27 protein-coding genes and 1 riboswitch are annotated in these 25764 nt (G+C 67.5%); of the genes, 9 read left to right on the top strand and 18 right to left on the bottom strand.

Translation table 11 applies throughout. The features are described 5' to 3' along the window. The first annotated feature begins 173 nt into the window (after positions 1 to 173). The 4 genes from E0L93_RS11870 to E0L93_RS11855 all read left to right on the top strand — a co-directional run bounded on the left by E0L93_RS11870 (position 174) and on the right by E0L93_RS11855 (position 3395). A complete protein-coding gene (locus E0L93_RS11870) occupies positions 174 to 980 on the top strand; it encodes a GntR family transcriptional regulator (RefSeq protein ID WP_132692186.1) in 807 nt (268 codons plus the stop codon). Between the two features lie 26 nt (positions 981 to 1006). Then, positions 1007 to 1855, top strand: a complete 849-nt coding sequence (pdxY, locus tag E0L93_RS11865; RefSeq protein ID WP_132692184.1) for a pyridoxal kinase PdxY — start codon at positions 1007 to 1009, stop codon at positions 1853 to 1855. A 66-nt stretch (positions 1856 to 1921) separates the two neighbouring features. Beyond that, positions 1922 to 2746 (top strand): GntR family transcriptional regulator, encoded by an 825-nt coding sequence (locus tag E0L93_RS11860; protein ID WP_207890458.1) that lies wholly within the window; start codon positions 1922 to 1924, stop codon positions 2744 to 2746. 1 nt (position 2747) lies between these two features. After that, the gene (locus E0L93_RS11855; RefSeq protein WP_132692182.1) at positions 2748 to 3395 is read left to right on the top strand and encodes an HAD family hydrolase; all 648 of its coding nucleotides are present in this window, start codon (positions 2748 to 2750) and stop codon (positions 3393 to 3395) included. A gap of 1 nt (position 3396) precedes the next feature. Here E0L93_RS11855 and E0L93_RS11850 read toward each other — a convergent pair whose 3' ends face one another. From E0L93_RS11850 to E0L93_RS11815, 8 genes are all read right to left on the bottom strand, one after another. Beyond that, complete coding sequence (locus tag E0L93_RS11850; protein ID WP_165874330.1) at positions 3397 to 4152, bottom strand: SDR family NAD(P)-dependent oxidoreductase; 756 nt, start codon at positions 4150 to 4152, stop codon at positions 3397 to 3399. A gap of 18 nt (positions 4153 to 4170) precedes the next feature. Next, the gene (locus E0L93_RS11845; protein WP_243638215.1) at positions 4171 to 5019 is read right to left on the bottom strand and encodes a carbohydrate ABC transporter permease; all 849 of its coding nucleotides are present in this window, start codon (positions 5017 to 5019) and stop codon (positions 4171 to 4173) included. After that, positions 5019 to 5945 carry a carbohydrate ABC transporter permease gene (locus E0L93_RS11840; RefSeq protein WP_132692176.1) on the bottom strand — a complete coding sequence of 309 codons (927 nt, stop codon included), beginning with the start codon at positions 5943 to 5945 and terminating at the stop codon, positions 5019 to 5021. The genes E0L93_RS11845 and E0L93_RS11840 overlap by 1 nt, the downstream gene beginning before the upstream one ends. Before the next feature lie 14 nt (positions 5946 to 5959). Beyond that, on the bottom strand, positions 5960 to 7453 hold the full coding sequence (locus E0L93_RS11835; protein WP_132692174.1) for an ABC transporter substrate-binding protein: 1494 nt from the start codon (positions 7451 to 7453) through the stop codon (positions 5960 to 5962). A 130-nt stretch (positions 7454 to 7583) separates the two neighbouring features. Continuing rightward, on the bottom strand, positions 7584 to 8531 hold the full coding sequence (locus E0L93_RS11830) for a shikimate dehydrogenase family protein (RefSeq protein WP_207890457.1): 948 nt from the start codon (positions 8529 to 8531) through the stop codon (positions 7584 to 7586). A 61-nt stretch (positions 8532 to 8592) separates the two neighbouring features. Next, positions 8593 to 9552: a phosphoglycerate dehydrogenase gene (locus E0L93_RS11825; protein WP_243638214.1), complete on the bottom strand. Its 960-nt coding sequence runs from the start codon at positions 9550 to 9552 to the stop codon at positions 8593 to 8595. A 12-nt stretch (positions 9553 to 9564) separates the two neighbouring features. Beyond that, on the bottom strand, positions 9565 to 11064 hold the full coding sequence (gene xylB / locus E0L93_RS11820) for a xylulokinase (RefSeq protein WP_132692170.1): 1500 nt from the start codon (positions 11062 to 11064) through the stop codon (positions 9565 to 9567). Between the two features lie 6 nt (positions 11065 to 11070). Next, on the bottom strand, positions 11071 to 11676 hold the full coding sequence (locus tag E0L93_RS11815) for a glucose-6-phosphate isomerase family protein (RefSeq protein WP_207890456.1): 606 nt from the start codon (positions 11674 to 11676) through the stop codon (positions 11071 to 11073). A gap of 334 nt (positions 11677 to 12010) precedes the next feature. Here E0L93_RS11815 and modA point away from each other — a divergent pair, with 334 nt between their 5' ends. Continuing rightward, positions 12011 to 12799, top strand: coding sequence for a molybdate ABC transporter substrate-binding protein (gene modA, locus E0L93_RS11810; protein ID WP_132692166.1), 789 nt, complete (start codon positions 12011 to 12013; stop codon positions 12797 to 12799). A 13-nt stretch (positions 12800 to 12812) separates the two neighbouring features. Continuing rightward, a complete protein-coding gene (locus E0L93_RS11805) occupies positions 12813 to 13691 on the top strand; it encodes an ABC transporter permease (protein ID WP_132692164.1) in 879 nt (292 codons plus the stop codon). A 17-nt stretch (positions 13692 to 13708) separates the two neighbouring features. On the opposite strand, the gene gcvH is transcribed toward E0L93_RS11805, so the two are convergent. The 4 genes from gcvH to gcvPA are packed head-to-tail and all read right to left on the bottom strand — an operon-like array spanning position 13709 to position 17869. Then, positions 13709 to 14092, bottom strand: coding sequence for a glycine cleavage system protein GcvH (gene gcvH, locus E0L93_RS11800; RefSeq protein WP_132692162.1), 384 nt, complete (start codon positions 14090 to 14092; stop codon positions 13709 to 13711). A gap of 18 nt (positions 14093 to 14110) precedes the next feature. Next, positions 14111 to 15181, bottom strand: coding sequence for a glycine cleavage system aminomethyltransferase GcvT (gene gcvT, locus E0L93_RS11795; RefSeq protein WP_132692160.1), 1071 nt, complete (start codon positions 15179 to 15181; stop codon positions 14111 to 14113). Positions 15182 to 15183: 2 nt separating this feature from the next. Then, positions 15184 to 16590 carry an aminomethyl-transferring glycine dehydrogenase subunit GcvPB gene (gcvPB, locus tag E0L93_RS11790; protein WP_132692158.1) on the bottom strand — a complete coding sequence of 469 codons (1407 nt, stop codon included), beginning with the start codon at positions 16588 to 16590 and terminating at the stop codon, positions 15184 to 15186. Next, positions 16580 to 17869 carry an aminomethyl-transferring glycine dehydrogenase subunit GcvPA gene (gcvPA, locus tag E0L93_RS11785; protein WP_132692156.1) on the bottom strand — a complete coding sequence of 430 codons (1290 nt, stop codon included), beginning with the start codon at positions 17867 to 17869 and terminating at the stop codon, positions 16580 to 16582. Before gcvPA ends, gcvPB begins: the two co-directional genes overlap by 11 nt. 113 nt (positions 17870 to 17982) lie before the next feature. After that, a riboswitch (glycine riboswitch) is annotated at positions 17983 to 18086 on the bottom strand. A 126-nt stretch (positions 18087 to 18212) separates the two neighbouring features. On the opposite strand from gcvPA, the gene E0L93_RS11780 reads away from it, so the two are divergent. Continuing rightward, entirely contained in the window at positions 18213 to 18551 is a 339-nt protein-coding gene (locus tag E0L93_RS11780; protein ID WP_132692154.1) for a tRNA-binding protein, read from the top strand. Here the strand turns inward: E0L93_RS11780 and E0L93_RS11775 are convergent. The 5 genes from E0L93_RS11775 to E0L93_RS11755 all read right to left on the bottom strand — a co-directional run bounded on the left by E0L93_RS11775 (position 18548) and on the right by E0L93_RS11755 (position 23928). Further along, entirely contained in the window at positions 18548 to 19597 is a 1050-nt protein-coding gene (locus E0L93_RS11775) for an NfeD family protein (RefSeq protein ID WP_132692152.1), read from the bottom strand. The two genes, E0L93_RS11780 and E0L93_RS11775, sit on opposite strands and share 4 nt — an antisense overlap. Positions 19598 to 19661: 64 nt before the next feature. Further along, positions 19662 to 22103: a leucine--tRNA ligase gene (gene leuS / locus E0L93_RS11770; protein ID WP_132692150.1), complete on the bottom strand. Its 2442-nt coding sequence runs from the start codon at positions 22101 to 22103 to the stop codon at positions 19662 to 19664. 117 nt (positions 22104 to 22220) lie between these two features. Next, positions 22221 to 22943 carry a DUF92 domain-containing protein gene (locus E0L93_RS11765; RefSeq protein ID WP_165874329.1) on the bottom strand — a complete coding sequence of 241 codons (723 nt, stop codon included), beginning with the start codon at positions 22941 to 22943 and terminating at the stop codon, positions 22221 to 22223. A 191-nt stretch (positions 22944 to 23134) separates the two neighbouring features. Beyond that, the gene (locus E0L93_RS11760; protein ID WP_132692146.1) at positions 23135 to 23599 is read right to left on the bottom strand and encodes a hypothetical protein; all 465 of its coding nucleotides are present in this window, start codon (positions 23597 to 23599) and stop codon (positions 23135 to 23137) included. Then, on the bottom strand, positions 23596 to 23928 hold the full coding sequence (locus E0L93_RS11755) for a tetratricopeptide repeat protein (protein ID WP_165874328.1): 333 nt from the start codon (positions 23926 to 23928) through the stop codon (positions 23596 to 23598). The genes E0L93_RS11760 and E0L93_RS11755 overlap by 4 nt, the downstream gene beginning before the upstream one ends. Positions 23929 to 24012: 84 nt before the next feature. Between E0L93_RS11755 and E0L93_RS15880 the strand changes: the two genes are divergently transcribed. Continuing rightward, positions 24013 to 24384 carry a PucR family transcriptional regulator gene (locus E0L93_RS15880; RefSeq protein ID WP_165874327.1) on the top strand — a complete coding sequence of 124 codons (372 nt, stop codon included), beginning with the start codon at positions 24013 to 24015 and terminating at the stop codon, positions 24382 to 24384. After that, positions 24332 to 24544 carry a TOBE domain-containing protein gene (locus E0L93_RS11745; RefSeq protein ID WP_243638209.1) on the top strand — a complete coding sequence of 71 codons (213 nt, stop codon included), beginning with the start codon at positions 24332 to 24334 and terminating at the stop codon, positions 24542 to 24544. The genes E0L93_RS15880 and E0L93_RS11745 overlap by 53 nt, the downstream gene beginning before the upstream one ends. A gap of 10 nt (positions 24545 to 24554) precedes the next feature. Here E0L93_RS11745 and E0L93_RS16475 read toward each other — a convergent pair whose 3' ends face one another. Continuing rightward, positions 24555 to 25724 carry a lytic transglycosylase domain-containing protein gene (locus E0L93_RS16475; protein ID WP_279387495.1) on the bottom strand — a complete coding sequence of 390 codons (1170 nt, stop codon included), beginning with the start codon at positions 25722 to 25724 and terminating at the stop codon, positions 24555 to 24557. Positions 25725 to 25764 lie beyond the last annotated feature (40 nt).

Raw genomic sequence — 25764 nt, 5'->3', positions numbered from 1 at the left:
CGCACGAAGGTCCGCGCCCCGAAACGGAACGAACCACCACCCGCCCCCGATGCCATAACCCCTGTAACATGCCTATCCTCTAACTCTCGAATTCACAATATCAATGACCAATTTGTTAGTCAAGGGTACAAATATGTTAGCTTTCGGTATATCGGGCCGGAGTTGTTAGAATCATGGTCAGGAGGAGGCTGGTGGTAGAGCTCGGGCAGAACAGGGTTGGTCCGCTCAACAGGAGTCTGCTCTACGTACAGGTGGAGCGGCGGATAGAGGATCTGCTGGTGCGCGGCCGCTACCGGGCGGGGGATCGGATACCGCCGGAGGCGGAGCTGGTGGAGAGTTTGGGTGTATCCCGGGCCACGGTACGGGCGGGGCTGGGGCGGCTGGTGGAGAGGGGGCTGCTGGAGCGGCGGCAGGGAAGCGGGACGTTTCTGGTACGTCCTCCGGAGGGGGTTCGGTTACGGAACGGGCTGGAGCGGCTGGAGACCTACACGGTGCAGGCCGAGCGGCTGGGGTTGGAGCTGGGCAGCCGGCATCTGCGCGTGGAGTCTGTTGCGGCCGGGCCGGAGGAGGCTGTGGCGCTGGAGGTGGCCCGGGGCAGTCGGCTGGTGAGGGTCTCGCGCGTCCTGCTCGTCGACGGCGAGCCGGCGGCCTGGATGGTGGACGTGGTGCCGGAGGAGATCATAACGGCGGAGTCGGTGAGGGAGCGCTTCCGGCCGGAGGCTATGTTGCTGGATCTCCTGGTCTCCGAGGGCGTGCCCATCGGCTTCAGCAAGCTGGTCATAGACGCGGTGCTCGTCCGGCCGGAGGAGGATGTCGGGCGGGTCTTGAATCTGGATTCGGTCTCCGCCGCCCTCTCGCTGGTCGAGACCATGTATCTGACCGACGGCCGGCCCGTTCAGTGGTCGCGCAATACCTTCCTTCCGGGGCGCCTGGATCTGCACGTCATCCGGGAGCTCTTCGAGGTCCGCAATATCTCCTGACGGGCCTCTGCGGTAAGATAGCGGGCGTGAACATCCTGTCCATACAATCCTCGGTTGCTTACGGGCACGTGGGTAATAGTGCGGCGGTGTTTCCGCTGCAGCGGATGGGCGTCTCGGTCTGGCCGGTCATCACGGTTCACTTCAGCAACCACACCGGCTACGGGGAGTGGCGCGGTCCGGTGCTGCCGGCTCCGGAGATAGCGGAGGTGATCCGGGGCCTCGAAGAGCGGGGGGTGCTGCCGGAGTGCGACGCGGTCCTGAGCGGCTACATGGGCGACGCCTCGCTCGGGCAGGTGATCGCGGCCGCGGCCGCGAAGGTGAAGGAGCTCAACCCGCAGGCCGTCTACTGCTGCGACCCGGTAATGGGAGACACGGGCCGGGGGTTCTTCGTCCGGCCCGGCATCCCTGAGTTCATGCGCGACGTGGCCGTGCCGCTGGCGGACGTTATCACGCCCAATCAGTTCGAACTGGAATTCCTGACGGGGATGCGTATAGAAGGCCTGGAGAGCGCACTGGAAGCGGCGGACCGGGCGCGGGCGCTCGGTCCCGGGCTAATTCTGGTCACGAGCCTCCTGCTGCAAGACGAGCGGGAGAAGATGCGGATGCTCGCCGTCTGCGGCGAGGGGGCCTGGATCGTCGAGACCCCGCTGCTCCCCCTCACGGTTAACGGAGCCGGAGACGCAACCGCAGCCATCTTCCTGGCGCGCTACCTGAAACACGGCGACCCGGCCGAAGCACTCTCCGGAACCGCCTCGGCGATCCACGCCATCCTGGAAGCCACGCACCGGGCGGGCGCCCGCGAGCTGCAGCTCGTCCCCGCGCAGGAGAGCTTCGTGAACCCGCCCCGCTGGTTCAAAGCCCGGCGGCTGCGGTAGCAGATGGTGAACACGCTCACCCGCCCGTAACGCTTACCACTCTCGCGCCTGTTATCATAGGACTACATGAGGGTGAAACACCGCATAGACTTCGACTCGCCCATTCCGTATTACTATCAGCTGAAGCGGATCCTGGCGGAGGAGATCGAGGCCGGGACCTACCGGCCGGGGGATCGTCTGCCGGGAGAGCACGAATTGTGCCGGACCTTCGGCGTCTCGCGCACGGTGGTGCGGCAGGCGCTGGGCGAGCTGGAGATGGAGGGGCTACTGCAGCGGCGCAAGGGCCGGGGGAGTTTCGTGGCTCCGAAGAAGGTCTCCGAGAGCCTGTTTCAGAACCTCACGGGTCTGTACGAGGACGTGACGGCGCGCGGGGGGACGCTCAGGAGCGAGGTGCGGCGGCTGGAGCGCGCTGCGGCTCCGGCGTCGGTCGCTGCGGAGCTGGGTCTGGAGGAGGGGGATCCGGTAATAGTGCTGGACCGGCTCCGCTTCGTGGACGGCGTGCCGTGGGTCGTGGTGACGACCTACCTGCCCTACGGGCTCTGCCCGCAGCTGCTTGAGGAGGACATGAGCGAGCAGTCCCTGTACGCGGTCCTGGAGCAGAAGTACGGGATCGAGATCTCCTACGGCCGGCGTTCGGTGGAGGCCGCTGCGGCCACTCCGGCGGTGGCGGAGGCGCTCGGGATAGAGGAGGGCGGGCTCATCCTGCTTTTGCGCAGCACCTCTTACGGGGTGGATGACCGTCCCATAGAGCACTTCATCGCGCACCACCGCGGCGATCTGAGCCGTTTCGAGGTCACCCTGGTGCGCCGGCGCGGGCCGGGTGGGGCCGTGCTGCCCGGTGGAGTGCCGAACATGATCGCAGCTACCGGAAGAGAAGAAGCGAAGGAGTAAGATGAAGAAGAAGCCGCGCGCCGCGGTCTTCGACTGCGACGGCCTGCTGCTGGACACCGAGGACTGCTGGACCCTGGGTGAGAAGGAGCTGTTCGCCGCCTACGGGCTAGAGTTCACGCCGGAGCACAAGCGGCGGCTTCTGGGCACCAGCAGCGAGGCGGCGGGCAGGGTGCTGGCCGAGCTTCTGGACCGGCCCGGAGAAGAGGAGCGGCTGGCTGCGGAGCGGCTGGAGCGCTGCTGGGAGAAGGTGGTTCGCGGGGCCCGGCCCCGCCCCGGAGCCGCCGAGCTCCTGGAGCGGCTGCGGGGCAGGATTCCGGTGGGGCTCGCGTCGAACTCCCCGCGGGCGCTCGTGCTGGAGGCTCTGGAGACGGCCGGTGTGGACGGGTTCGACGCCATCGTCGGTGGCGACGAGGTGCGAAAGCCCAAACCGGCGGCCGAGATCTACACCACCGCCTGCGAGCGGCTCGGGATCTCTCCCGGAGACTCGGTAGCGCTCGAAGACTCCCCCGTCGGGGTAGCGGCGGCCCGGGCCGCCGGGCTGTATGTGATCGGGGTCCCCTCGCAGCCCGGCATAGCGCTCGACGCCGACATGGTCGCCGACTCCCTGCGCCACCCGAAAGTCTGGTCGAGGCTGGGGGCCGGCGGCTGATCTACTGAGCCAGGTAGCCTCCGTCCACGTAGAGAGCGTGCCCGACGAGATAGGAGCTCTCCTCGGAAGCCAGAAACAGGACCGATCTTGCGACCTCCGACGGGGAGCCGAGACGGCCGATCGGGAGTTTTGCGATGCACTCCTGAGTAGCCGCTTCGGGATCGGGCTGGAGCCCGAGCCAGTCCTGGAACATCGGCGTGTCTATGAAGCTGGCGCACACGCAGTTGACGCGGATGTTGTGCCGGATGAGCTCCAGCGCCATCGACTTGGTCAGAAGGACGACTCCTCCCTTGGAGGCGCAGTAGGCGGCCGATTCCGGCATGCCGACTATCCCGAGCATCGAGGCGTTGTTGATTATCACGCCGCTGCCCTGCTCGACCATCCGGGGAACAACCGCTCTGGAGCACAGAAAGGTGCCCTTGAGGTTGATGTCCACGGTCTCGTCCCACTCCTCTTCCGACAGCTCGGCCAGAGGAGGACGCGGAAGCCGGCCCGGTGTCCCCGCGTTGTTAAAGAGGATATCCACCCGGCCCCAGCGCTCGACCGTGCGCTCGACGAGCCGGCGGGCGTCCGCGGCGCTCCGCACGTCGGTGGGAACGAACAGGATCCGGTCGTCCTGCGGGAGGTCCCGGGGCTCGCGTACGTCTCCGATGGCGACCCGCGCACCCTCGTCCAGCAGCAGGGCGGCGGTCTCGTGCCCGATGCCCGAAGCCCCTCCGGTTATGATGGCCACCCGATCGGTGAATCTGTCGCTCAAGTTCCTCCTCTCCAAGCTCTACTTGCCCCAGCCCGCCAGTATGTCGCCCAGCAAGCGCCGGCCCAGCAGGGCCGTGATCAGGACCAGCGGCGCCACGGTTATGAGCGCCATCACCGCGATATCCCACCACTGCGGCCCGTGCTGCGTAGCCTGCCCGGCGACCAGGATGGGCATCGTGCGGGCCTGGCTGAAAGTGAAGATCAGGGCGAAGAGAAACTCGTTCCAGGCGAACACGAGCGACACTATGAAGGTCGCCACCAGCCCCGGTCTGGCCAGCGGGAGAGCCACGTGCCGGAAGACCTGGAGGTCCGTGGCCCCGTCGATCCGGGCCGCCTCGTCGAGGTCCAGCGGGATCTGGGTGAAGTACTGGTACATCAGCCAGGCGGCGATGGGCAAATTGAACATGGTGTAGAGCAGGATCATGCCGAAACGGGAATCTATCAGCCCGACGGTGCTGAACATGACGAACAGCGGCAGCACGACGACCACAGGAGGCAGCATCCTCTGCGAGAGTATCCAGAAGGCTATGTCCCGGTTGCGCAGGGGGCCGAACTTGTAGCGGAAGCGCGACAGTCCGTAGCCGGCCAGTCCCCCGGTGATGGTGGCGAATGCCGCGCTGATAACACCGATGATCGCGCTGTTCGACAGGCTCAGGAGCGTTCCTCCCGGTTGTAAAAACACCCGCCGCCACGCGTCCAGCGTGGGCTCGAAGTCCACCCAGGGGATGAAGCTGGCGCCCCCGAAGATCCCCGCGGAATCTTTTAGCGAGATCGTGAACGTCCAGTACAGCGGGAAGAGGACGACGAAGGCCCAGAAGAGCAGGAAGCCCGAGACGAACCAGCGGAGCGAGCGCGATGCGTGCACCATCACCCGGCCTCCGCCCTTCTGGACATCCTGATAACGATGGGCAGAGCGACGGCGATGACCCCTATGAACAGCGTCACCGCGATGGCCGCTGCATACCCGAGGTCGAAGAACTGCAGGCCCGTCCGGTAAGCGTATAGCGTTACGGACTCCGTGCTGTTGCCGGGTCCCCCACCGGTCATCACGTATACGGTGTCGATGATCTTGAGCGCCTCGACCGACCTGAGCAGCAGAACGGCTACGGCCACGGGCAGGATGGTCGGGAAGATCACATACCGGAAGACCTGCCAGCTGTTGGCCCCGTCCACGATGGCTGCATCGAGCGCGTCGCGCTCGATGTTCTCCAGCGCGGCGTACAGGAACACGAACACGAAGGGGGTCCATATCCAGGTCTCCACGACGATGACCGCAAATAGGGCCGTGGTCCGCTGCGTGAGCCACGGGACGGCTTCAATCCCAACGGCCCCGAGGAAGAAGTTCAGAGCCCCGATACGGCTCTCGAAGATCAGCCGCCACATATAGGCGACGGCCACCGGGGTCAGCATCATCGGCAGGAGAAAGAGCACCCGGTAGAACCTGTGGCCCGGCGGACGCTGGTAGACCATCCACGCCAGCGCGAGCCCGAGCACGAACTGGAGGGCCACGCTCCCGCCGACCAGGATGACCGTGTTGATCAGGCTGGTCAGGTAGCGGGCGTCGGAGATGAGCCGGGCGAAGTTCTCAAGCCCCCGGAAGCCGTAGGCCCCCTCCCGGCCCATCTCCCAGGTCCCGAAGCTCAGGGCGATGGTGGCTAAGAAGGGGAAGATCGAGAGGACCAGGAGCAGGATAACGGCGGGCAACAGGAATGCCCGCCGCTGAACCTTAGAGCCACTCGACCACCGCTTCCAGACCGAGACCTCCTCGCGGGTCCCGACACCCGCGGGCGTCACGGAACCGGACTGCCTCACCCTTCAAGCCCCAGCGACGCCCGGTACAGCCGGAGTTGCTCCTCGCGCCCGAGCCGGTCGGTTATCTGATCCCACTGCTCCGCTACCTGATCGAGCGCCTCCTGGGGCGTCTGCTGGCCGGCCAGCGCGCTCGTAACCCCCGCGTCCAGCGCATCCAGATACTCGAAGGCACCCGGGATCCTGAGATCCGGCTGCACGAAGTCGGCCTCAAGGCTCTGCAGCGTCTGGTCGAGGTATTCTTCCGCGATTTCCCGCTCCCAGCCGGACTCGGTCCAGGCGTCGATGTTCTCGAAGTGCGACCTGCGGAACGGCTGGTATCCGACAGCCGACTCCTGGTTGTCCCGCATCGAGACGAACTGGACGCTGATCTCGGTGCTGGTGAGGAAGCTGATGAGGTCGAAGGCAGCCTCCTTGTTGGGGCTCGTCACCGGTATGGCCGCACCCCATCCGTTGGCCGCCATGAACGGCACCCGGTTGGGCTCCTCAAGCTCCACCCACTCCCCGGCTTCGTGGTCGTAGACCCGGTCCACGCCGGGGATCTGCTGGAACCCTATGACCTCCTGGTTGGTGCGGTCCGGCGGGATCATGCCGATAGAAGCCCAATCGAGGGCCAGCGCCGCATCCCCCTGCGGGAACTGCGCCCGGATGTCTCCCACGTCGAACTCCAGGATGTTGGACGGCCCGTACTCGACTATCTCGACCATGTCCTCAAGCGCCCGCACGTGCCCCGGGCTGTTGATCAGAGGCGTCATGTCGTCCGGATCGAAGAACAGCTCCCAGCCCTCGCCCCGCGACACATACGGCACCATGCGCGAGAGCGCCGTCCAGAAGGTCTGCGTCTGGCGAGCCATGGACTCCATGGCACCGGCCGCCTCGGTCTCCTCACTGAAGTACTCGGCGATGTCGCGGTACTGATCCCAGGTCTCGGGAGGCCCGAGCGGATACCCATACCTCTCCTCGAACGCCTCCTGGTGCCCGGGATCCTCGAAGAGCTGGCGGTTGTAGTAGGACATAAACACGTCGCAGTCGAGCGGCACAATGTAGGTCTCGCCCTCCCACACGTTGATGTCCTGGCAGCGCGGCAATATGTCGTCCCAGTCTACCCGCTCATCCCCCTCAATCTGCTCGTCCAGCGGCTCCAGGAAACCCCTACCGGCCATATCCCCGAGCCACGTCGGCAGGATGATCACCACGTCGTACTCGTCGGTGCGCGCCTGGAACGACGACATGAGCTTGGGGAAGATCTCCGCGAACGGAATCTCCACGAACTGAACCTGTGCCCCGGTCTCCTGCTCCCACTGCTCAACATAGGGCTTGATCGGATTGCCCAGAGCAGGTCCCACCTCGACCGCAAGCCTCAGCGTCACCCCCTCAAAACCCTCCTCACCCGGACGCTCCTCAGGACCGCAGGCAACGGCCAGAAGCAGCAAAACCACCGCAAGCACCGCCCACCGGCCCCTCCGACACACCGAAACCGCTACACGCGCCATATCCTCTCCCTTCCAGAACCTTCCCTCTGAGCACCCCGTACAGAGGTCCCTTTTTGTTCCCACCCAAACCACATACCTGTAATTACATGATTATAGGATGTGCACAGGGTACATCATGCTCCGGCAGAAGTCAACGGTTCGGCTTCATCCGGCCGTCTCTGGCCTCGGCGTTCAGCTGCTGGAGAAGTTCCGGTGAGAGCCGGAGGTGGAAGACTTCGGCTATGTGTTCGCTCCAGCCGTGCAGGAAGTATCTCCAGCCGTCCTCGACGGTCAGGTTCAGCTCCCGCTGTCGGGCGCGGGCCTGGCGCAGGAAGTCCAGCTCTCCCCGGTAGTTGAGTTCCCAGATCACGCCCTTCTCCGGGAAGCGGGCTTCGCCGGTGATGGGGGATCCGGGGGTATCCTTTCCCATGCCGGTGGCGTTGATAATGAGGGAGCCGGGCGGCAGTTCGGCGAGCAGCCGGTCGTTTTCGTGCGGGCCGGAGTTCCGCACGTACTCTGCCCGGGGCGAGCCGGAATGCAGTCCGGCGTGCACTCTCCTGAGCGCTTCGAGACGCCCGGCGTCTCTGTCGACCATCACGATCCGGCCCGGCCGGTCTGCGGGATCGGGGCGGGTCATGAGGTGGACGGAGATGGCCGTTCCCGCGCCTCCGGCACCGAAGCAGAGCACCTCTCCCCCGGTCCTGCCGAAGTGTCCGGGAGCGAGCAGATCTTCCAGCGCCCGGCCTGCGGTCACCGGGTCTTTGGCGTGGCCTATGAGGCGGCCGTCACGCTTGGAGATGCAGGAGACCTCACCGCAGAGCCGGGCGTAGTAGTCGAGCTCGTCGAAGAGGTCGTAAGCCGCCTCCAAGAGCCGGATCTTGTGCGTGGTTATGAGAGCGCCGAGCGAGAGCTCGTCGGTCCGGAGCTCTTCCACCGCCCGCCGGTAGGCTTCGGGCTTCGCGTCGAGCGGGAGGTCCCGGCCGACCAGCCGGGCGTCCTTGAGCCCGAGCACCTTCGCCCAGCGGGGGAAGAGCTCCATGATTGACGACCGGGCGGTGCTCACCCCGATGAACTCCATCTTCCGGGCCGGGACGCTCAACGTCGCGCCTCCTCACCCGCGGGGCGGGGGCCCGTGATCTTCTCCGGCGCAGCATGTTCGTTCACGGCAATCTCCTGTCTTTTGCGGGGACGACGGGGTGGCGGGCCGACTCGCCGGCCAGAACGCGCACCACCTCCTCCGCCGCCATCATCCCCATCCGGTCTATGGCTTCCACCGTCTGAGCCGCGATATGCGGCGTGAGAAGGGTGTTGGGAGCGGCCAGCAGCGGGCTCTCGTCCCCCTGCTCCGAAGTCCGGACGTCGCACGCGGCGGCGGCGAGCCGTCCTTCGGAGAGCGCCTGCGCCACGGCCCGCTCGTCTAGCAGGTCGCCGCGCGCGGTGTTTACCAGCACCGCCCCGGGTTTCATGCGCCTCAGGAAGGCCTCATCGACGAGCGGTCCGCTCCCGCCCGGCAGATGAAGCGAGAGCACGTCCGAGGAGGCGGCGAGCTCGTCAAGATCTGCCGGCCAGACCTTCATTTTTCGCATCTCCTCCGGAGGGATGTAGGGGTCGTACGCCACGACCCGCGAGCCGAACCCTCCGACAAGCCGCCGGGCGACGGCCCGTCCTATGTTCCCGAAACCGACCAACCCGACCGTCAACGCTCCGAGCTCCCGGCCCCGCAGAGCGGGACGCTCGCCGCTTCGGACGGCCCTGTCCCCTGCCAGAAAGTGCCGGAGCGCGGCGATCATGAGCCCAACCGCGTGGTCGGCGACGGCTCCGGTGTTGGCCCCGGGCGTGTTGGTGACGGCGATGCCGCGCCTTCCGGCGGCCGCGAGGTCCACGGAGTCCACCCCGGTCCCGTAGCGGGCGATGACCTTCAGGTTCGGGGCCAGCGAGAGGTGCCGCTCCCGTATGGGAGCGGTGCCGGCGATCCAAGCCCCGGCGGCGGCCAGGGGCTCGCGGAGAGCGTCGGGATCGTGGTCGGCGGCGGCCCGGACGACCCTGAGCCCGGCGCTCTTGAGCAGCTTGGCCGGATCGGCCGTACCGGAGCCGAACGAGCGGGCGGTTACCAGGACCACCGCTCCCAAGACTCAGCCTCCCAGCAACTCGTCGAAGAGGGGCGCGAGCCGCTCGTAGGCGCCGAGGAACTGCCGGTAGCGGGCACCGTACCGGGCGTGGCGCCCGGGGTCCGGCTCGACCGTCTTCTCCACGCGGGAGAGCCGGGCTGCGACCTCGAAGTCCTCGAAGATGCCCACGCCCACGCCGCCCACGACCGCGGCTCCGAGCCCGTTGGCCTCGTCGACCAGCGAGCGGCGGCTCACCGGCCTGCCCCAGACGTCGGCGAAGATCTGGAGCCACAGGTCGCTGCGCGCCCCACCGCCGATGGCGTCCACCGACGCTATCTTTTCGCCCTGCTCCTCGAAGGCGAGCAGCCCGACCCGGAGGTTCATAGCCACCCCCTCCATCACGGCCCGTACGAGGTGGGCGGGACCGTGGTGCCGGGCGAGCCCGATGAAGCACCCCCGGGCGCGCGGGTTCCAGTACGGCGAACGCTCGCCGAGCAGGTAGGGGAGGAAGATTAGGCCCTCGCCGGCGGCCTCCACCTCTGCTGCGGCCTCCGCCAGCCGCCGGTAGCGGTCCGGCGACCGGCCGGGATCCAGGACCTCCGCTATCCACTCCATGGAGGCCCCGCCGGCCTGCATGGTCGCCGTCGGGACGAAACGCTCCGGGATCACGTGGTTGAAGGTCATGGTGCGCATCTGCGGGTCCAGGAGCGGCCGGTCCGCCGCGAGCGAGATCCAGGACGAGGAGCCCAGATAGGCGTACGCGCCGGACTCCGGCCCGGTGACCCCCGCACCGAGCGCCGCACACGGCCCGTCCCCGCCACCGAGCACCACGGGCGTCCCCTCGAGCAGGCCGGTCTGCCGGGCGGCCTCCTTCGTGACGCCGCCGAGCACGGTCGTGGACGGCACTATCTCCGGCATGATCCCGCGCTCCACCCCCGCAGCCTCCAGCAGCTCGCCGGACCAGTCCCCGGCACCCTGGTCGTAGGCGTTCGTGCTGGAGGCGTCGGAGGGGTCGGTCACCGCGCGGCCCGTGAGCCGGTAGGCGATGTAGTCCTTGGCGAGGAGCACCTTCCGGGTCTTCGACCACACCTCAGGCTCGTTGCCGCGCACCCACATCAGCTTGGAGAGCGTATAGGTGGGGTTGAGCCGGTGCCCGGTTATCTCGTAGCAGCGCTCCATCCCCACGCGCTCGACGAGCAGGTCGCACTCTTTCTGAGCGCGAGTGTCGGCCCAGATGATCGCGGGCCGCAGAGGGGTCCCCCCGCCGTCCAGAAACACAGCACCCATCATCTGGCCGGAGAAACTGACGCACTCGACGTCCGGGGAGGCAGCACCCGCCTTCTCTAGCAGACCCCTCGTCGCCGCCGCAACTGCGGACCACCATTCTTCGGGGCTCTGCTCTACCTTACCCCGCGGCCCATAGTCCGTGGCGTACTCCACGGTCGTTGCGGCGATGAGCTCCCCGGAATCCGCATACAGGGAAGCCTTGTCGCCGGTGGTTCCGAGATCATGGGCCAGGATCACACCAGATCACCCCCGCTTCTTCCGCCGCCGGTAGTACTCCCGCACGGCGGGGCCAGCACCGCCCGGCTCCTCAACCACCTCGTACCCCGCCGCCGAACGGACGACGCGAGCCCCCATGCCGCCCTCGGCAACGATAGCGTAGTCGTGGCCGGCGGACCCGGGATACACGGCGAGAAACCTGAACGGCTCCCCGCCCACGTTGGCCGTGCGGTGCGCCCAGCCGGGCGGTATATATCCCGCAACCCCGGGCCTTATCTCGACCCACCGGACCTCCTCCCCATCGTACATGAGCAACACACCCCGCCCGGAGAGCCCGAAATATACCTCCCCCTGCGGCTCGGGGTGCGCATGCCCCCGCGTCATGTAGAACTCATCCCCCACCCGCCCGGCCTCGATCGTCGTCACAGAGAACGGTACCTCCCCCTCCACCTCCGGGACCGGCGCAGCCACCACCCGGTAGACGACCTCATCCCCCTCGCCCACCGCGCGCTCCAGCGCCGCCGCATCCCGGAAGAGCCCCCTGAGATCCGAGAGCCTCCGCTCACTCACCACGCCCGCAGGATCCACACCCCCACTCGCCCCGTCTATCCCCGCAGCGAAGGGCCTAACCAAATCCCCACTCATCTCCTCCCTCCCTTCTCAAACTCATCGTGTGCTTCTCACATTACTATAGTCCTGTAATTACAGGATTGCAACATATTGGGTAGCCGGGCGGACCGGGTCACCTTCCTGCTCTGGATGGGGAGGGTTGCGAAGATCTGCCCGGAGGCGCATGCGGACGAGATTCTGGCGGGCGCGCGGGCCGGGTGCTGAGTTGGGTTCCCGCCGGAAATTCGTGCAGGGTGCACGAAGACTTCCGGGCGGGCTGCCTTTACGATCGGGATCTGGAGCCCTCTCAGGAGTGGGTTTCGGGGTCTGATCTGTATGGAAAGGAGGCGGCGGGCGCATGAGGGGCCCGGGGTATGTTCTCGCGCTCTCCGCACTGTTCTTAGTGCCGGCGATGGTGGCGGGATGCGGGGGTGGGAGCGGGGGGAGCATAAACGTCTTCGCCGCCGCCTCGCTGATAGAGGCCTTCGAGGATATGCAGGAAGTTTTCGAGGAGGAGAATGCGGGCGTGGAGGTGCGGATAAACTTCGCCGGCAGCTCCACGCTTCTGACTCAGATCCGGCAGGGAGCTCCGGCCGACGTCTTTGCTCCGGCCGACGAAGAGAAGATGAAGCTCGCGCTCCGGGAGGGGCTGGTAAGAGATCCCCGGCCCTTCGCCAAGGGCGAGCTGGCCGTGATCGTACCCGAGGGCAACCCGGCCGGGATCGAGAACCTCGGGGATCTCGCCGACGAAGGCGTGACGCTGGTTCTGGCTGAGGAGGGGGTTCCGGTAGCCGAGTACGCAGAGAAGGTGCTGGAAAACGCCGAGGCCGAGTACGGAGAGGGCTTCGCGGGGCGGGTGCTCGATAACATCTCCTCAAGAGAGGTGGACGTGAAGGCGGCAGCCAACCGGGTCTCGCTGAACGAGGCCGACGCCACCTTCGTCTACGAGAGCGACATAACCCCGGACCTGGAGCGGCGGGTGGAGGTCATAGAGATCCCTCCGGAGCTGAACGTGGTCGCCACCTACCCCATAGCCGTGACCACTGCGGCTCAGAACGAGGAGCTCGCGCGGCGGTGGGTGGAGTTCGTCCTCTCAGAAGAGGGCCGGCGCATACTGGAGAGCCGGGGCTTTGCGCCGGCCGGTTAGCGGGAGGAGTCTGATGCAGGAGCCGGCTCCGGCGGCGGGGACGCCCGGGCGGCCCGCCGGGGATCGGGCGTCCGCTTCTCCCGGACGCGGGGGCCTGTTCGGGCGGGGAGGTCCCCCGGGGATCGGGGTGACCGCGCTGGCGCTTCTGGCCGGGTTCATAGCGCTGCCGCTGGCGAGCCTCGTGATCTGGACCGTGAGCGAGGAGTCCTGGGAGGCGATGGCCCATCCCGTGGCGCTCGACGCCCTGCGCCTCAGCGCCTTCACCACGGCCGTAACGATGGTGATCATACTCCTGGTCGGCACCCCGGCCGCTTACATCCTGGCCCGCTACGAGTTTCCGGGCAAGCGTCTGGTGGATACTCTGGTGGACATTCCCGCCGTGCTGCCGCCTTCGGCGGCGGGCATAGCGCTGCTTCTGACCTTCGGCCGGGCGGGGCTGCTCGGCGAGCATCTCACCGCTCTCGGGATAACCATCAGCTTCACCACCGCGGCGGTCGTGATGTCCGAGCTATTTGTGGCGAGCCACTTCTACGTGCGGCAGGCGAGCGTGGGCTTCGCGCAGGTCGACCGGTCCGTCGAGGAGTCCGCGCTGGTGGACGGGGCGCGCCGGATCACGGTCTTCCTGCGGGTTACCGTGCCGCTGGCGTTCCCGGCGCTTCTGGCCGGGGCGGTAACGGCCTGGGCCCGGGCTCTGGGGGAGTTCGGGGCCACGATCATCTTCGCCGGGAACTTCCGGGGCGTCACCCAGACCATACCGCTGGCCATCTTCAGCGAGCTGGAGCGGGACTTCGACGCGGCGGTGGCGCTCTCGGTGCTGGTTTTGGCCTTCGCTTTCGCCGTGATCCTCACGGCCCGCCTCATGACCCGCAAGGCGCACGAGTACGGGGGGTAGCTCACGGCGAGGTTCAGCTACTCGGCTTCCTCTGCGAGGTGCTTCTCGTAGTCGGCGGCGGAGAGGAGGTCGCCGGAGCCTTCGGCTTTGAGCTTGATCATCCACCCCTCGCCGTAGGGATCCTCGTTGACCAGCTCGGGCCTCTCGTTCAACGCCTCGTTTACCTCCACCACCTCGCCGCCGACCGGCGCGTAGAGGTCGGAGACCGCTTTGACCGACTCCACGACCCCGAAGCTCTCGCCCGCGCCGAAGGAGTCGCCCACCTGCGGCAGCTCCACGAAGACCACGTCCCCCAGCTCCTCCTGAGCGTGGTCGGTGATCCCCACCGTTACCGTGTCGCCTTCCTCCCGGACCCACTCGTGGCTCCTGGTGTACTTGAGTTCTCCCGGTACGTTGCTCAACCCTTCCTCCTCCGGCCGCTAACGCTCGCGCTTGTAGAACGGGATCGGGACGACCCTGGCCTCCGCGGGCCGGCCCCGGATCACCACCTCGAAGGTATCTTCCACGTCCGGGCTTACGAGCGCAAGCCCTATCGCCTTGTTCAGCGTCGGAGACTGGGTGCCGCTGGTGACGACCCCCGCCTCCCGGCCGCCCGCGACGACCGGGTAGCCGTGGCGGGCTATGCCACGCCCCACAACCTCGAACCCGGCGAGCTTCCTATTCAGGCCCTCTTCCTTCTGGCGCCTGAGCGCCGCCTGCCCGACGAACTCCGGCGTCTTGTTCAGGTGCACGGCGAAGGAGATACCGGCCTCCAGCGGCGAGGTGTCCTCGTCCAGCTCGTTGCCATATAGGCACATCCCGGCCTCCAGCCTGAGCGTGTCGCGGGCCCCAAGACCGGCAGGCGTGGCTCCGGCGTCGAGCAGCCTCCGCCAGAGGACGGGAGCGTCTTCGGGCCGGGCGAAGATCTCGAACCCGTCCTCGCCCGTGTAGCCGGTGCGGGAGATGGTGGCGGACAAACCGTCCACCTCGCCCTCGACGAACCGGTAGTACCGGAGGCCGGAGAGGTCGGCGGAGGTGAACCGCTGCAGGATCTCCGCGGACTTCGGCCCCTGCAGCGCTATTAGTGCCCACTCGTCGGACTCGTCCGAGATCTCCACGTCAAGATCTGTGGTGTGTTCGCGGAAGTGCTCTACGTCCTTCTCCCGGTTGGCGGCGTTGACGACCACAAGGTAGCCGTCCGGCCGCCGGTAGACGAGCACGTCGTCGACCGTTCCGCCGCTCTTATAGCAGACGGCCGCGTAGCCGGCCTGCCCGGCTTCCAGCCGCGAGACGTCCCGCGTCACGAGCCGCTGCACGGCGGCCTCGGCGTCCGGACCGCGGAAGAAGACCTCGCCCATGTGCGAGACGTCGAAGATCCCGGCCGCGGTCCTCACCGCCTGATGCTCGGCCTTCACTCCGGTGTACTGTACGGGCATCTCGTAGCCGGCGAAGTCCACCAGCCGGGCGCCGAGGGCCTTGTGCTCCTCGTAGAGCGGGGTTCGCCGGAGCATCCCTACCACCTCGCAACCAGCTGCCGGGCCGCCCGGGTCTCGTCCAGGCGGCGGGTGAAGGCACGCTCCGGAGCCTCCTCCAGCTCCCCGGGATCCGCCTCGGCCAGTTCCAGCAGGGCGTCTACGAACGCGTCCAGGGTCTCCTTGGGCTCCGTCTCGGTCGGTTCGATCAGCATCGCCTCCTTGACGACCAGCGGGAAGTAGATCGTGGGCGGGTGGAAGCCCCGGTCTATGAGGCCCTTGGCGATGTCCAGCGCCCGTTTGCCCTTCGGGGGCTGGGCGGTGAATTCGTGCTTGCAGAGCGTGTCGTAGGGGATGCGGTACTTCTCCCGGATCCTGGCCCGCACGTAGTTGGCGTTCAGCACGGCCATGTCCGTGACGTCTTTGAGCTCCGGGCCGTGCATCCGGATGTAGTTCCAGGCCCGCACCATGACCCCGAAGTTGCCGTGGAAGCCCATAATGCGCCCGATGCTCTTCTCCGGCCGCGCGAGGCGGTAGGCATCCCCGGCCTTCTCCACGACCGGGTCCGGCCGGAAGGGCGCCAGAGCCTCCGAGCAGGCGATGGCTCCGCACCCCGGACCGCCGCCGCCGTGCGGGGTGGAGAAGGTCTTGTGCAGGTTGAAGTGCATCACGTCCACACCGGCCTCCGCCGGCCGCATGCGGCCCATAATGGCGTTCACGTTCGCCCCGTCCATGTAGAGGAAGGCCCCGGCGTCGTGCAGGATCTCTGAGATCTCCTCTATGTTCTGCTCGTAGACGCCTAACGTGTTGGGGTTGGTGATCATGAGCGCCGCGGTGGTCTCGTCCACGGCCGCGCGCAGCTCCTCGACCTCCACGCAGCCGCGTTCGTCCAGCCCGATCTCCTTCGCCTTGAACCCCGCCATCGTGGCCGTGGCCGGGTTGGTGCCGTGAGCCGTGGACGGGACGAGAACGGTCGTGCGACTCTCGTCCCCCACCTCCTCGAAGTAGCGGGCCACCATCAGGATGCTCGTGAGCTCACCGTGCGCCCCGGCCGCCGGTTGCAGCGAGACCGCCGGGAGCCCGGAGATCTCGGAGAGGTAGCCCTGCAGGTCGTGCATGACCTCCAGCGCGCCCTGCACCTGCTCCTCCGGCTGCAGCGGGTGCAGGGTGGCGAAGCCGGGGATCTTCGCCGCCTCTTCGTTGGCGCGCGGGTTGTGCTTCATCGTGCAGGAACCCAGAGGATAGAAGTTGGTGTCTATCCCCCAGTTCTTGCGCGAGAGGTTGGTGTAGTGGCGGATGACGGCCGGCTCGTCCACCTCCGGCAGGTCCGGCTTCTCCCGCCGCAGGTGCCGCTCGGGGATCACGTCCTCCAGGCCTACCCGCTCCACGTCGAACTCCGGGAGCCTGTATCCGCGCCGCCCGGCGCGGCCGCGGTCTTTAATCAGCATTCTTAACCACCTCCACGAAGGTGTCGAGCTCTTCTCTCGTGCGCTTCTCGGTCACCGCGACGAGCATCGCTCCGTCGCCGAGGTCCAGCCCCCCGACGATCCCGGCCTCCAGCAGCGCCGCGTTCGCCCGCCGCACGTCCGGCAGCTCCACGGCGAACTCCCAGAGGAACGGCGCCTCCGGGTACCGGAGCCTAAAACCCTCTTCCTGGAGCCTCCCGGCCAGGTAGTGGGCCTTGCTTATGGAGAGCTCCGCCACCTCGCGCAAGCCCTCCGGCCCCATCAGCGCCGCATAGACGGTCGCGGCCAGCGCCGTGAGCGCCTGGTTGGTGCAGATGTTGGAGTTGGCGCGCGCCCGCCGGATGTCCTGCTCCCGGCCGCGCAGGGTGAGCACGTAGGAGGTCTCGCCCTCCAGATCCACGGTCTTCCCGGCTATCCTGCCCGGGAGCTGGCGCACGTACTCCTTCTTCGTGGCCATATACCCGGCGTACGGACCGCCGAACGAGAGGTTCATCCCGAGCGGCTGCGCCTCACCGACGGCCACGTCGGCCCCGAGCGCGCCGGGGCTCTCCAGGACGGCGAGCGAGATCGGGTCGCAGACCGCCACAGCGAGCGCGCCCGCTGCATGAGCCGCCTCGGAGGCGGCGGCCACGTCCTCTACGATCCCGAAGTAGTTGGGGCTCTGCACGAAGACGCCGGAGACATCTGCGGGAACGTTCGAGAAGTCCGTGGTTCCGTTCTTGAATGGCAGCTCGACGAGCTCGACGCGGTAGCTCTCGATCACCTCCCGGTAGCGGGCGTTGAGCCCGGCGGAGACGGCGACCACCGGCTCGCGGCGGGTCTGGCGGGCGGTCATGAGCGCCGCCTCGGCGACGGCGGTCGCCCCGTCGTAGACGGAGGCGTTGGAGATCTCAAGCCCCGTCAGCTCGGAGATAATGCTCTGGAACTCGAAGATGGACTGCAACACGCCCTGGCTGACCTCGGGCTGGTAGGGCGTGTAGGAGGTCATGAACTCGCCGCGGGAGGTTATGGCCCCCACGGCGGCCGGCACGATCCGGTCGTAGGCCCCGGCCCCGAGGAAGATCGGCATCCCGGTGGCATTCTTCTGCGCTACCTTCTGGGCGCTCCACAGAGCCTCGTACTCGCTCCGGGGCGGCTCTAGATCCAGCCTCCCCTCGAACCCGGGCGAGACGTCGGCGAAGAGATCGTCCAGGGAATCCACCCCGATGGTGTCCAGCATCTCCCGGATGTCCGCCTCGGTGTGCGGTGTGAATCGCGCCACGCAACTACCCCCTTCGTCGGGTGGACGGTCCTCGTTTATCCTCGCCCTGTCCCCGAAAACCTGAGAGTGTTACCCCGTCGGCGCCGGCCTCCGGCCGGACTCTCCAGGACGCCCTCCGGCCAGCGGTCCTTTTGCCTGAGAGATTCGGCTCCTTACACTTAAAAGAGCCTTTCACCTTCGGCGGCCGCCCGCGGCGGCTCTCTCCCGCGGCCTTCTGCGGGCAAGATAAGACTAGCACAACGCGCGTCTCCGGGGGAGTGGGGCGTATAGCCCGAAGAGCGCCGCCGGGCCCGGATACGCTATCCTGGGACACAGCATCAGCGAAGGTCGGGAGGCTCTGCTCGTGAGCGAGATAAGCTGGGAGGACTTCCGGAAGGTAGACATGAGGGTGGGGCGCATCGTCGGAGCCGAACCGTTTCCGGAGGCCCGCAAACCCGCGATCAAGCTCACCATAGACTTCGGAGAGGAGCTGGGCAGGAAGCGGACGAGCGCTCAGATCACGGCCCGTTACACCCCGGAGGAGCTGGTGGGACGGCAGGTGGTCGCGGTCGTGAACTTCCCGCCCAAGCGCATAGCGGGCTTTGAGAGCGAGGTGCTGGTGCTCGGCGTGCCGGACGAGGCCGGCGAGGTGGTACTGCTCGGACCGGACCGGGAGGTGCCGCCCGGCGGGCGGGTATACTAGGAGTCCTTCCGGGGGCGCACCACGACGCTCCCGTGCCGGAATCCCACCACCTCTACCTCGGAGTCCACCTCTAGCGGGCCGGAGGCCGGGTCTTCAGGGACGGCCCGCCACCGCTCGCCGTGCACGAAGACCTGCCCGCCGAGGCCGGAGCCGACCGGGCTGCGCACGACGCCGATCTCCCCGATCATGGCCTCCGTCCCCGTGGAGACCCGCCACTTGAAGGACCGGTACGCGCCGACCGCGATGACGGCCAGCAGCAGCGCGCCCGCCCCGGCTATGATGGCGAGGAGATACGGCGAGACGCCCCAGCGCTCGGCGAAGCTCATGGGCCGCTCGACCTGAACCGCGCCTGCCGTCCGGAGCGTCAGGCCCTTGGGCTCGACGGTCGTCCCGTCGGCGGCCTCGAGCAGCGACTCCAGATCCGGTTCCACGTAGTCCACGACGTTTAGCTCCAGAGCCTCCGCCGCATCCTCCGCCGCGCTCTCCCGCACGGCCCGCTCGGCCCACTCCTCGTTGCGGCCGTGCGCCTCGGCCAGCCCGGTTATGAGGGCGACCGCGTCGTTGGTGACCTTCTCGCCCAGGTCACCGGGGATGTCTCCCCCGAAGAACGTGACGGGCTGGGCCGCCCCGATCCGGGTCTGCGGCGCCATCGCGGCCACGTCGCTCGCCATCACGATGAAGGTTCCGGCGCTGGCCGCCTGCGCTCCCTGGGGCGCGACGTAGGTCACGACGGGCACCTCTCCGGCGTTGGTTATGGTCTGGACTATGCGCTGGGTGGAGTCCAGCCGCCCGCCGGGGGTGTCTATCTCGAAGACCACGGCCCGCGCTCCGGCCTCCTCTCCCTCGGAGATCACGCGCTCTACGTAAGCGGCCGTGCGGTTGTTTATGGCGCCGTCTATGCGGGCCACGTAGACCTCGTCCTCCCCCCCGCCCCGCAGGAGCAGCGCCGCCGCAAGAGCGGCCAGCAGTACTACCCCCGCCAGCGCGAGACCGGCTGCGAGGAGGCTCCGTCCGGAGAGCTTCTTGAGGGAACCGAAGCTTCGCATCGCGCCCTGATTCTACTACGCAGCTGCCGTTTCAAAGGGTGAGGGCGCACACCCCGGCTCGGGGTTACCCGGCCACGAAGTTTATGATCCGGCCCGGCACGTAGATCACCTTCCGCACGCTCCGGCCCTCGAGCTGGCGGGCGACCTTCTCGCTCTGCATCGCGAGCTCTTTCGCCGCTGCTTCGCTCACGTCCGTCGGGACCTTGATCTGATCCCGAACCTTGCCGTTGACCTGAACGACGAGCTCGATCTCTTCGACCGCGACCAGGCTCTCGTCCCACTCCGGCCAGTTCTGCGTGTGTACGGAGAACTTCCCGCCGATGGCGGCCCACATCTCCTCGGCGTGGTGCGGAGCGAACGGAGCGAGCAGCAGGATGAACTGCCGCAGCGCCTCGCTCCAGCGCTCCTCGTCCACCCGGTTGCGCACCGCCATCAGGTAGTTGCTCTGCTCCATGAGCGCGGCGATGGCCGTGTTGAACCGGAAGTTCTCCAGATCCTGCGTGACCTTCTTGATCGTCCGGTGCGTGCGGCGCTCCAGTTCGTCCGGGTCCGCGCCGGCGTCCGAGGCGAATCCCTCGACCGCCATCGAGTACGCCCGCCGCAGGAAGCGCGCCACCCCCTCGACGCCCTTGCCGTCCCACGGCCCGCCCTGGTCCCAGGGCCCGATGAACATCAGGTAGCAGCGCAGCACGTCCGAGCCGTAGCGGTCCACGTACTCCTGCGGTGTGACCACGTTGCCCCGGCTCTTGCTCATGCGGTTGCCGTCCGGACCGAGGATGACCCCCTGATTGAAGAGCCTGAGCATCGGCTCATCGAAGTCCACGAGGCCGAGATCCCGCATCACCTTCGTCCAGAACCGGGTGTAGAGCAGGTGCATGGTGGCGTGCTCCACGCCGCCGGTGTACTGATCCACCGGCAGCCACCTATCTCCCGCCTCCGGGTCGAACGGCCCCTCGTCGTAGTGCGGCGAGAGGTAGCGGTACTGGTACCACGAGGAGTCCACGAAGGTGTCCATCGTGTCCGTCTCGCGCTCGGCCGGTCCCCCGCACCGCGGGCACTCCACGTTCCGGAACTCCTCGTTGAGCTTGAGCGGCGATACCCCGGTCGGCATGAACTCCGCATCCTCGGGCAGAAGCACCGGCAGATCCTCCTCCGGAACCGGCACGGTCCCGCACTTCTCGCAGTAGATTATGGGTATCGGCGTGCCCCAATACCGCTGGCGGCTTATGAGCCAGTCGCGCAGCCGGTAGGTCACCGCCGGCCGGCCCCGGCCCCGCTCCTGCAGCCAGGAGGTTATCTCCTCCCGGGCCCTGCCGCTCGGCATCCCGTCGAAGCGCCCGGAGTTGACCATCGTGCCCTCGCCGACGTACGCCTCCTGCAGAGGCTCCCCCTCCCACCCCGGTGGGGCCACGACGGTCCGGATCTCGATTCCGTGCTTCCTGGCGAACTCGAAGTCCCGCTCGTCGTGCGCGGGAACGGCCATGATCGCTCCCGTACCGTACCCCATCAGCACGTAGTCGGCGATGTAGATCGGGATGCGCTCCCCGGTCGCCGGGTTTACCGCGTGGGCCCCGGTGAACACGCCGGTCTTCTCGCGCGTGGCGTCCGCGCGGTCTATCTCGCTCATCCTTGCCGCCCGCTCGACATAGGATCTCACCTCGGCCTCCCGCTCGGGGGCCGTGATCTTCTCGACCGCCGGGTGCTCGGGCGACATCACGAAGAAGGTGGCCCCGAAGACGGTGTCGGGCCGGGTGGTGAAGACCTCCACGGGACCGTAGCCCTCGACCTCGAATACGAGCTCGGCCCCCTCAGAGCGGCCGATCCAGTTCCGCTGCAGCGTCTCGACCCGCTCGGGCCAATCTATCTTCGAGAAGTCCAGCAGCTCCTCGGCGTAGTCCGTGATCTTGAAGAGCCACTGCCAGAGGTTCTTCTTGACCACCGGCGTGTCGCAGCGCTCGCAGAGCCGCTCCGGCCCCACCACCTGCTCACGGGCGAGCGTGGTGTTGCAGGAGGGGCACCAGTCCACCGGGGCCTGCTTGCGGTAGGCAAGCCCCTTCTCGTAGAATTTGAGGAAGAACCACTGGTTCCACTTGTAGTACTCCGGGTCGCACGTGACGACCTCGGCATCGAAGTCGAACATGGTGCCCATCTGCCGCAGCTGGCCGCGCATGTTCTCTATGTTCGACATGGTCCACTTGTACGGGTGGATGCCGCGCTTGATGGCCGCGTTCTCCGCCGGCAGACCGAAGGCGTCAAAGCCTATGGGAAAGAACACCCGGTGGCCGCGCATCCGCATGTAGCGCGCCCGCGTGTCCGAAGGGGTCATCGCGTACCAGTGCCCGACGTGCAGATCCCCGCTCGGATAGGGCAGCATGGTGAGCGCGTAGTGCTTGGGCTTCGCGGTGTCCTGATCGGTCTCGTAGATGCCGGCCTCCGCCCACCGCCGCTGCCAGCGGCGCTCCATCTCAACGGGGCGGTAGCTCTGTCTTACCTTGGCTTCGCTCATGCTCGATACCCCTCTGCAAGAGATCTCCGCAGGTCTTTACTTTGGGAGTGCGGTTTTAAGACGCGGAAGCTCGTAGTCGGAGCGCGCGGGCCGGGTGCGCTCTGTCCGATCCGGCATTCATGCCGCTAATACTACCACAACTCCGAGCGCCGCCAGAGCCGCGGCGCTCAGCGTGCACAACACGTTTGTGAGCTCGTTGCCCGCCCGAGGAACCACGGCCCCCACCCAGCTGTCCACCAGCGTCCCGGCGAACGCCGCCAGCGCGACCACCACGGCCCCCGCCCAGCTCCCGATGAGCCCGACCGCGGCCCCCACCCCGGCCGTGAGCGCCGCAGCCCCCACCCCGGCTAGCGTCCCGGGCAGGGAAACGGCCCCGTCCGTTCCCGGCGGGACGGAGCGCAGGCTGGTTATGAGCCGCGGCCTGCGGGCAGCGAGCTGCCCGAGCTCGGACTCGACCGTGTCCGCGAACGCCGCCCCAATTGCAGCTACAAAAGCCGCCGTGAGAGCCTCCGGCCTCCCGGAGGCCGCCGCGAGCAGCGCGCAGATGACCGCCACCGCACAGTTGGCCAGAGCGTTGCGCGCCCCCCGACGGCCCCGTCCGGCCTCCGCCACCCTCCTGCTGAGCTTCCGGGCGTAGCCGACCTTCGTCAGAACCGAGGCGCAGATCACGAACAGCGCCAGCACGGAGAACCCGGCCGGCCCGAGAGCCGCGTAGATCGCGACCCCCACCGCGAATCCCCCGGCCGCGCCGCCGCGGCTGACCATCCCCAGCCGGTAGGCCAGCGCGGCGAAGATCCCCGTGACGATCCCGGCCTCCGCCAGTGCGATCACACCGGTCACCGGCCGCACTCCGGACCCGGCCGGCGGAGAAGTCCGAAATTTTTGACGGTTTTCTTGCCGGATCCCGAAACTTTCACCGCGCGCCCCCGTATATATGGGCGTCCCCTTTTCCATAGTGCCACGGTGCTTCCCCCTCCGTGGCACTCCTCTTTTCCGCAGCGCCACGGTCTCCCCCCGCCCGTGGCGCTTCTCTATTTGCCGGAGTGCTCAACCCTCTCGAAGAGCCTCCGGGCGTACCGCTCGCACTCCGCAGAGACGGCGTGCAGCAGCGCCGGCTCCACGGCCCTGGCCCTTACCCCGCCCCGGGTCAGGCGCTCCACACCCTGATAGAGCAGAGCCCCGGAGAGCGGGCTCGGGCGCGCGGGGACCGCGACGACGACCCCGTATATCCTGGGGGACTCCGGACCGGATATCCCGGACGCCTCTATGGCGTCCACGGCGTCCGGCCGGTCCTGCCCGATGGCGAAGACGCAGGCCAGAAGGCCCCCGGTGGCGTGAGGACCGGGGGGTTCGCGCAGGCTCTCCCAGCGGGCGCTGGCTCTGGTGCGCCCGGTGCTCAGGACCTGCCGGGAGAGCCCGGCCCAGATGTCGCCGGCCACGGCGCGAGCCAGCGGGCTCTCGTAGTCCACGAAGATGCCCACCGTGGGCGTACTCATCTCCCGCCCTCCCGCCGCTCCAGCCGCCGCATGAAGACGCCTATCTCCCGGACGGTCTGCAGATCCCCGTTCTCCTGCGCGACCTCACGCCCCCGCTCGAACACCTCTCTGGCCTCCCCATACTCCCCGAGCTCGTAGAGCGCCCGGCCGAGGGTGCGGTAGGCGACCGAGTAGTCCGGCTTGTTCTCGATGGCCCGCCGCAGATGACCGGCGGCCTCGGCGTACTCGCCCGATTTGAAGAGCTCGGTCCCGAGGCTGTAGAGCACCATTGGGTTGTCCGGGTCCCGCTCGAGCAGCCGGCGGAACATCTCGACTCGCGAACCTTCCACGCTTCCTCCCGCGCCGACCTCGCACTGCGGCAGTCCCTTTTTAGCACGGACGGAGAACCTGTGTTATACACCCGGCTAGATCGGATGACGTCGAATGCGGTAGAGCTGCTTCTGGAGCGCCTGATCCACTCCCCGGATCTGAGACCGTTCCGCGCACTGGTGGAGCCGCTTGAACGCTACGATCGGGAGCGCGGCGGGGATCTGGTGCGCACCCTGCGCACCTTCTTCCTCGCTAACGGCAACTCCAGCGAAACCGCCGAACGCCTCTTCCTCCACCGCAATAGCCTGCTCTACCGGCTGAGACGCATCGAAGAGCTGGCCGGGCTGGATCTCGGCAACCCCCGCGACCGGCTGGCCCTTCAGCTCGGACTGCTGGCCATGGAGAGAGGAGCGGAAGATGAAGATGAGCACCCGAAACCGGCTGCCGGGAATCGTCACCGAGGTGGTCAAGGATGAGGTTATGGCCAAGGTCACGCTGCGGGTCGGCGATAACCACATCGTGGCCCTGATCACGCGCGAGAGCTGCGAGGAGCTGGGCCTCGAACCCGGTAAAGAGGCCACGGCGCTCGTCAAGGCCACCAGCGTAATGCTCCTGACGGAAGACGGAGCGGCTTGAAGCAGCCCCGCTAGGTGTACGGCCCCACATCCTCGTCGCCAGCTCTCTGGCGGTACGCCTCGGCGACGGCGAGCACCTGCATCACATACCAGTCGGCGTGGTTGTAGGCGAAGAGCGCCCGGTACCAGTCCCCGGGCGCGCCGTTCAGCACCAGATACGCGGCCGCAGCCGGAATGGCGTCCTCCGGATCCATGATGTTGGCCCAGCCGTCGCCGTTGCCGTCCACCCCGTGCGCCTCCCAGGTAGAGGGCAGAAACTGCATGGGACCTAGCGCTCCGGCGCTCGAAGGCCCCATGTTCTGGCCGTGATTGGACTCGACCTTGCCCACGGCCGCCAGAATGTACCAGTCCTCGCCGAAGCCGTACTCCTCGGCGGCCTCCCGGTAGAGACGCTGGTACTCGATGAGCTCCAGCTCTTCCACAGGCTCCGCCACGATCTTATCCGCAACCGAGAGCTCGTACGCCAGCCCGCCGGAGCTTCCCATGCTCACCCCCGGCCGCGAGAGTAGCTCCCGATGCTCATCCCGCAGCCGCACGAGCTCGGCATCTATCCGCGCCACATCCTCCCCGAGCCTCGATATTGCCCGCTCCAGCCGCCGCTTCTTCTGTAAGAGCTCCCGCTGCTGCCGCCGCTCCTCGCCCGCCGCCCGCTCGTACGCCTCGCCCTTCTGCTCTAGCTGTCGCGCCGTGTTCTCTAACCGCACGCGCGACTCCCGATACCGTTCCATGCTGGACTGCCGGTGCCCGAGCACCCGCACAGCCCGAACCCCGCTCAGAAAGCTCTCCCCGCCAGCGAGGCTCTCCAGAATTCCGACGAGCTCCCCGACCCCCTCACCCCGGTAGGCGGCCCGTACACTCTCCTCGTACTCAGACCGACGCTCCGCAACGGCGCTCTCCCGCTCACGAACCAGCCGGCGGAGCTCCCGGGCCTCGGACTCCAACTCCCCGGCCCGGCTCTGTGCGGCCTCCAGCCGGGCCTGCGCCTCCCTGAGCTCCTCGCCAAGAAACACAACCCGCTGCATCTCCCGCGCCAGCGCCTCACCCTGCGCCCGCCGCTCTCCCTCCAGCTCCAGGATCTGCCGCTGAACCTCCCCGGGCTCCCGGGCTCCCGCAATCCCGGAGATTACCGCCAGCAGAGCACCCGCGAGGAGGATTACCGAACCGACAGACCTCTTCCTCATACCTTCCCCTCCACGCGCAACCTCTCGAAGGAGATACTAA

Source organism: Rubrobacter taiwanensis, assembly GCF_004337705.1.
In the GTDB taxonomy this organism is placed as follows: Bacteria; Actinomycetota; Rubrobacteria; order Rubrobacterales; family Rubrobacteraceae; genus Rubrobacter_C; species Rubrobacter_C taiwanensis.
Note: the sequence above shows the minus strand (reverse complement) of the source record. Positions and strands in the feature narration are given on the sequence as shown.

Coding starts and splice junctions, on each gene's coding strand:
- E0L93_RS11870 (WP_132692186.1), top strand. CDS start 174: ATGGTCAGGAGGAGGCTGGTGGTAGAGCTCGGGCAGAACAGGGTTGGT.
- E0L93_RS11860 (WP_207890458.1), top strand. CDS start 1,922: ATGAGGGTGAAACACCGCATAGACTTCGACTCGCCCATTCCGTATTAC.
- E0L93_RS11855 (WP_132692182.1), top strand. CDS start 2,748: ATGAAGAAGAAGCCGCGCGCCGCGGTCTTCGACTGCGACGGCCTGCTG.
- E0L93_RS11845 (WP_243638215.1), bottom strand. CDS start 5,019: ATGGTGCACGCATCGCGCTCGCTCCGCTGGTTCGTCTCGGGCTTCCTG.
- E0L93_RS11835 (WP_132692174.1), bottom strand. CDS start 7,453: ATGGCGCGTGTAGCGGTTTCGGTGTGTCGGAGGGGCCGGTGGGCGGTG.
- modA (WP_132692166.1), top strand. CDS start 12,011: ATGAGGGGCCCGGGGTATGTTCTCGCGCTCTCCGCACTGTTCTTAGTG.
- E0L93_RS11805 (WP_132692164.1), top strand. CDS start 12,813: ATGCAGGAGCCGGCTCCGGCGGCGGGGACGCCCGGGCGGCCCGCCGGG.
- gcvT (WP_132692160.1), bottom strand. CDS start 15,181: ATGCTCCGGCGAACCCCGCTCTACGAGGAGCACAAGGCCCTCGGCGCC.
- gcvPB (WP_132692158.1), bottom strand. CDS start 16,590: ATGCTGATTAAAGACCGCGGCCGCGCCGGGCGGCGCGGATACAGGCTC.
- E0L93_RS11775 (WP_132692152.1), bottom strand. CDS start 19,597: ATGCGAAGCTTCGGTTCCCTCAAGAAGCTCTCCGGACGGAGCCTCCTC.
- leuS (WP_132692150.1), bottom strand. CDS start 22,103: ATGAGCGAAGCCAAGGTAAGACAGAGCTACCGCCCCGTTGAGATGGAG.
- E0L93_RS11760 (WP_132692146.1), bottom strand. CDS start 23,599: ATGAGTACGCCCACGGTGGGCATCTTCGTGGACTACGAGAGCCCGCTG.
- E0L93_RS15880 (WP_165874327.1), top strand. CDS start 24,013: ATGACGTCGAATGCGGTAGAGCTGCTTCTGGAGCGCCTGATCCACTCC.
- E0L93_RS11745 (WP_243638209.1), top strand. CDS start 24,332: ATGAGCACCCGAAACCGGCTGCCGGGAATCGTCACCGAGGTGGTCAAG.
- E0L93_RS16475 (WP_279387495.1), bottom strand. CDS start 25,724: ATGAGGAAGAGGTCTGTCGGTTCGGTAATCCTCCTCGCGGGTGCTCTG.